At 63.6% G+C, this 4,938-nt stretch carries 4 protein-coding genes; 2 read left to right on the top strand and 2 right to left on the bottom strand.

What is annotated here, in order from left to right; translation table 11 throughout:
* Window positions 1-140: 140 nt before the first annotated feature.
* Complete coding sequence (locus AB4Z11_RS22915; protein WP_442027891.1) at window positions 141-1,007, bottom strand: metallophosphoesterase family protein; 867 nt, start codon at window positions 1,005-1,007, stop codon at window positions 141-143.
* A gap of 119 nt (window positions 1,008-1,126) precedes the next feature.
* Here AB4Z11_RS22915 and AB4Z11_RS22910 point away from each other — a divergent pair, with 119 nt between their 5' ends.
* Both AB4Z11_RS22910 and AB4Z11_RS22905 read left to right on the top strand, forming a co-directional pair.
* Entirely contained in the window at window positions 1,127-1,648 is a 522-nt protein-coding gene (locus tag AB4Z11_RS22910) for a sigma-70 family RNA polymerase sigma factor (RefSeq protein WP_442027890.1), read from the top strand.
* Window positions 1,645-2,328, top strand: coding sequence for an anti-sigma factor (locus AB4Z11_RS22905; RefSeq protein ID WP_442027889.1), 684 nt, complete (start codon window positions 1,645-1,647; stop codon window positions 2,326-2,328). Before AB4Z11_RS22910 ends, AB4Z11_RS22905 begins: the two co-directional genes overlap by 4 nt.
* On the opposite strand, the gene galB is transcribed toward AB4Z11_RS22905, so the two are convergent.
* A partial coding sequence (galB, locus tag AB4Z11_RS22900; RefSeq protein WP_442027887.1) for a beta-galactosidase GalB occupies window positions 2,300-4,938 on the bottom strand: 2,639 nt, incomplete at its 5' end. The genes AB4Z11_RS22905 and galB overlap by 29 nt on opposite strands.

Raw genomic sequence — 4,938 nt, 5'->3', positions numbered from 1 at the left:
GGCGTGTAATGGAAGCGCTGGGCAACGACTTTGATTGTAACCTCATCGCCGGAAGCTTGCTGCGGGCGCGCTGCCCAGGCGCCTGCCAGCAAGGCGCTGCTGAGCAGAACGGTAGTTAATGTCCTGATTTTGTTCATGATTTATACCGTAAGTTCGTTGAAAGTCTGACCTGGCGCATGCACCTCGCGGAAGCCCAGGCCTTTGTAGGGATGCTCCGCGTCCCAGGGCAGGGGCAGGCGTTTGTCCTGCGAGCCGGGGGCGGGCAGGGGGAAGATCAGGGACTTGGAGGCGTGGTGCTGAATATGGGCGGTCTGGTGGTGGTGCTCCTGGTGAATGTGGCCGTAGAATATGGTGACGTTCTGGTAGGGCATGAGCGCGGCCATGACCTTGTCGCCGTCGCGCGTGGCCCAGTCCCATTTCGGTACCAGGTCGAACAGAGGGCGGTGGGTCAGGATCACGATGGGCGCGCCGCCTGGCACCTTGGCCAGCTCGGTTTTCAGCCAGGCGATCTGCTCATCGCCCACTGCGGCGCCGGGATCGGAGACGTTATCCAGCGCGATGAAGTGCACGCCGCGGTGGTTGAAGGTGTAGTGGGTGGGGCCGAACAGTTCGATGAAGGCTGCGCCGCGGTCCAGCGAGGCGTCGTGCTCGCCGGGCAGGTAGTAGTGCTGCTTGACCTTCAGATCGGCGACGATCTCCTTGAACTGGCGCATGCGGCGGCGGCGCTCGTCCTGGTCGTCGGTGGTGTGGGTCAGGTCGCCGGTGAAGACGATGAAGTCCGGCTGTACTGGCAGGGCATTGACGGCGGCTACCGCTTTAGGCAGGGTGATGGCGGCATCGGGATTGGCGGCGCCTTTGAAGCCCCAGTGGGTATCGGACAGCTGGACGAAGTAGAAATCGTCATTGCGGCCGCCCGCTGCCATCTGAGCGCAGCCGGCCAGGCCGGAAGCGAATACGGCGCCTCCGCCGAGGGCGGCAAGCTGTAGAAAGTCACGACGGTTTAACATGGCATGCTCCTTTGTGGTGGGTCTGTTCAGTAGACGCGGGAGCTGATTGAAATATTCCCGAAAAAAGACGGGAATAAACTGCGGGGCAGATACGTCTGGTATATGAAGGAGGTATTTTGTTGACTGCAAACAGGCCGCGCTTTGAAGCGACAGTGCTGCCGCATCTGGATGCGGCCTTTAACCTTGCATGCTGGCTGCTACACGATGACCAGGCTGCCCAGGACGTGGTCCAGGATGCCTGCCTGCGCGCCTGGCGTTTCTTCGACAGCCTGCGTGGCGAGTCGGTGAAGCCCTGGCTGCTCAGTATCGTGCGCCACGCGTGCTTCGACTATCTGCGGGCGCGCAAGCACGAGCCGCTGCCGATGGACGAGGAAGAAGAGGACGAGCGGCCCGATGAAACGGCCGGGCCGCAGGAGCTGCTGCTGGCGCGCGTGCGCCGCGAACAGGTGGATCAGGCGATCCGCGCCTTGCCGTGGGCGTTTCGCGAGGCGATCATCCTGCGTGAGCTGGAGGCGCTGCCGTATGAGGATATTGCGCGCATCACGGATGTGCCCATGGGGACGGTGATGTCGCGCCTGTCGCGAGCCCGTAAATTATTGCGCCAGTCCCTGAGTGGACTGGGCGAGGAACAGGCATCATGAAGCAGACTGACGACGAACTGGGTGCGCTGCTGCGCGAGAAGGCCAGCTACCATACCGCACCGACCGCGCTGCGGCAGGCGATCCTAAAAGACATTGCGCCTGCCGCGCCGCAGAAGTCCGGCTGGCGCTGGCTTGATGTGCTGCGTCCCGGCGCGCCATGGCTGGCCAGCGGATTCGCTGCGGGCATGCTGGCCTTGTGGCTGGTGCAGCCCATGCTGGCGGCGCGGCCGCCTGCCGATATGACCGCGCTGCTGCTGGACAGCCATCTGCGCTCGCTGCAGGTGGATCATCTGACGGATGTGCAGTCCACGGATCAGCATACGGTCAAGCCGTGGTTTGCGGGCAAACTCGATTACACGCCGCCGGTTCGCGACTTTGCGGCGCAAGGCTTCCCGCTGGCCGGTGGACGGCTGGAAGTGCTGCAAGGACGCACGGTGGCCGTGCTGGTGTATCGCCACCGTCTGCACTGGATCAATATGTTCGTACAACCCGCTGCGACTGCAACCACGTCGGCCACGCCGGTTACCACGGCTACCGCGCCACGCCAACTGCCCAGCCAGCGCGGCTTCCAGCTCGTGCAGTGGCAGGGCGACGGCATGCAGTACACCCTGCTGTCCGACCTGAATGGGCCGGAGCTGATGCAGCTGGCGGCTATTTCGTCCGGCGCGGCTGCACGCTAAGCGACGCGCCCTGCAAGCCGTCCGCGCTGGCGCGCACGGTGATTGCGCCGCTGGCGCCGGGCTTGGCGCGCACGATGGCGAGCACCAGTCCATTAAAGGCCGCACGCTCAGGCGATTGGAAGGACACGAAGCTCGTCGCATCACCGTTGTCGGTCGCCACCAGTTCACCCGGGCCATCCACGCTGAAGCGCACATGATTATTGGCGCGCGGCACCGTCCGTCCATCCTTATCCACGATGCGGACCGTGATGAAGGACAGGTCGCGGCCATCGGCATCGATGGTGCTGCGATCGGCGCTGACCGCCAGCGCAGCCGGAGCGCCAGCCGTCTTCACCGTCTCGCGTGCCCATTCCTTGCCATCCTTGTAGGCCACCACACTGATTTCGCCCGGCTCGTAAGTCACATAATCCCAGCGCAGGCGATAGGCATAAGGCGCCTTCTTCTGGCGGCCCTGCGATTTACCGTTGACGAACAGTTCCGCCTCATCGCCCGAGGTGAAGACGTGTACCGGCGTGACTTCGCCAACGCGGTCCGGCCAGGTCCAATGCGGCAGAATGTGCGCCATTGGCAGATCCGGACGCCAGCGCGACTGGTAAAGATAGAAGCGGTCTTTTTTGAAGCCCGCCATGTCGATGATGCCGAAGTAGGAGCTGCGCGCGCCGTAGTAGGGCGTTGGCTCGCCGAGGTAGTCGAAGCCGGTCCACACGAATTCGCCCGCCGTGTAAGGATTCTGGTCCAGTGCGCCGAAAGCACGGTCGGCCGAGCTGCCGAAATCTGCCGCGAAGAGTTCATAGGCGCTGACCTGCTGCGTTTTCGGATCGCCGCCCGCGCCGGGGCGTACCGCCGCACTGAACACACCCGGCACCGGAAACTGGTACTCGCCGCGGCTGGACACCGCCGCCGCACTTTCCGTATGCAGGATCGCCTTGTTCGGGAACTTCTCATGGAAGAAGGGGAACTGGCCGGGCAGGGTGCGGATACCGGTGCCCTGGTAATTCAGGCTGATGACGTCCATCTCGGCCGGCAGCGGCATGTCGGACTTGGCATAGTTCATGGCGTTGGTGGCAGGGCGGCTGCTGTCTTCCTCGCGCACGATGCGCACCAGCTCCGCACCAATCTTCGCGCCCGCTTCGCCGGTGTACTGCTCGCCGACCTCATTCCCCACGCTCCACATGATGATGGACGGATGATTGCGGTCACGGCGCAGCATGGCGCGCAGGTCCGGCTCATGCCATTCAGGGAAGATCAGGTGGAAATCGAGCGGCGTTTTCTTGCGCTCCCATGAATCGAAAATCTCATCGACCACCATCATGCCCATGCGGTCCGTCAGTTCCAGTAATTGCGGATCGGGCGGGTTGTGGCTCATGCGCACGGCGTTGGCGCCCATTTCCTGCAGCATTTGCAGCTGGCGCTCTGCGGCGCGCACATTGAAGGCGGAGCCCAGCGAGCCGAGGTCGTGGTGGTTGTTCACGCCCTGGATCTTGATCTTTTCGCCGTTCACAGTCAGGCCCGTGCCGTCGAAGCGCACGGTGCGGATGCCGAAGGGCGTGGTATAGCGGTCGACTACGCGGCCATTCTGGCGCACGGTCGTCACCATGGCGTAGCGGTTGGGCTTCTGCGTCGGCAGCGGCCCCCACAGACGCGGATTCGCCACGGTCGCTTCGCCCGACACACTGGCGCTGCCGCCCGCCTCGATGGTCGCACGCTGCGTGTTCAACGCGCTTGACGCGCCGATCGCAGCCGATCCACCAGGCGCTACCCGTGCGCCTGCCGCGGCCGCCCGGCCCGAAGCATCCGGTGTTCCCGACACTGCAATGGCCTTGCCAGTCGGCTTGCCTTGCTCATCGAGCGCAAACAGTTCAGTGCTCACGTCCACGTTCGCGGCAGCGCCGCCATCGTTATCCACCGCTACCTGCCAAACGATTTTGGCTGACTCGCGCGACACATCCGGGGTCGACACGTGCACACCCCATTGCGCCACGTGCACCGGCTCGGTCTTGGTCAGCCACACATTGCGATACAAGCCCGCGCCCGGATACCAACGCGCCGACTCCGGCGGATTATCCAGCCGGATCGCCAGCTGGTTAGCCGCGCCCGGTTTCAGATAAGGCGTGAGATTGATGCGGAAGGAGTTGTAACCATATGGCCAGCCGCCAGCCAGCTGCCCGTTGACCCACACGCTGGCGTAAGACATGGCACCATCCACGTCCAGGAAAATCGACTTGCCCTTATCGCTTGCCGGCAGTTCCAGCTTCTTGCGATACCAGGCGGGTCCCCAGGTCTTCAGGCGCCCCATGCCGCCGTAAGGGCCGGTAGTCAGGAAGGGACCTTCAATCGCCCAGTCATGCGGCAATTGCACGGCGTGCCATGCACGGTCGTCGTAATCCACGCGAGTAAAGGGCGCATCAATCGCGGGCTGTTGCGTGGGCCTCACATAGCGCCGTGCCGGGTCCTTGATGAAAGCATTGCCGCTTGGGAGAATCCAAGGCTTCAGCAACGGCACATTGCCGCGCGCGRTGCGTGCTGCCTCTTCCGGCATCGCATCGGCAGCCTTGCCGTCGGCAGACTCTTTTACTTCGGGACGAATATCGTAGAGATAGGGCGCGGAAT

It is taken from the genome of Pseudoduganella sp. RAF53_2, assembly GCF_052113985.1.
In the GTDB taxonomy this organism is placed as follows: Bacteria; Pseudomonadota; Gammaproteobacteria; order Burkholderiales; family Burkholderiaceae_D; genus Rugamonas.
The sequence above is the reverse complement of the archived record's forward strand: the minus strand, read 5'-3'. Positions and strand labels throughout refer to the sequence as shown.

Bases quoted from the DNA above. Each gene is read 5' to 3' on its own strand.
- AB4Z11_RS22915 (WP_442027891.1), bottom strand. From the start codon at position 1,007: ATGTTAAACCGTCGTGACTTTCTACAGCTTGCCGCCCTCGGCGGAGGC.
- AB4Z11_RS22905 (WP_442027889.1), top strand. From the start codon at position 1,645: ATGAAGCAGACTGACGACGAACTGGGTGCGCTGCTGCGCGAGAAGGCC.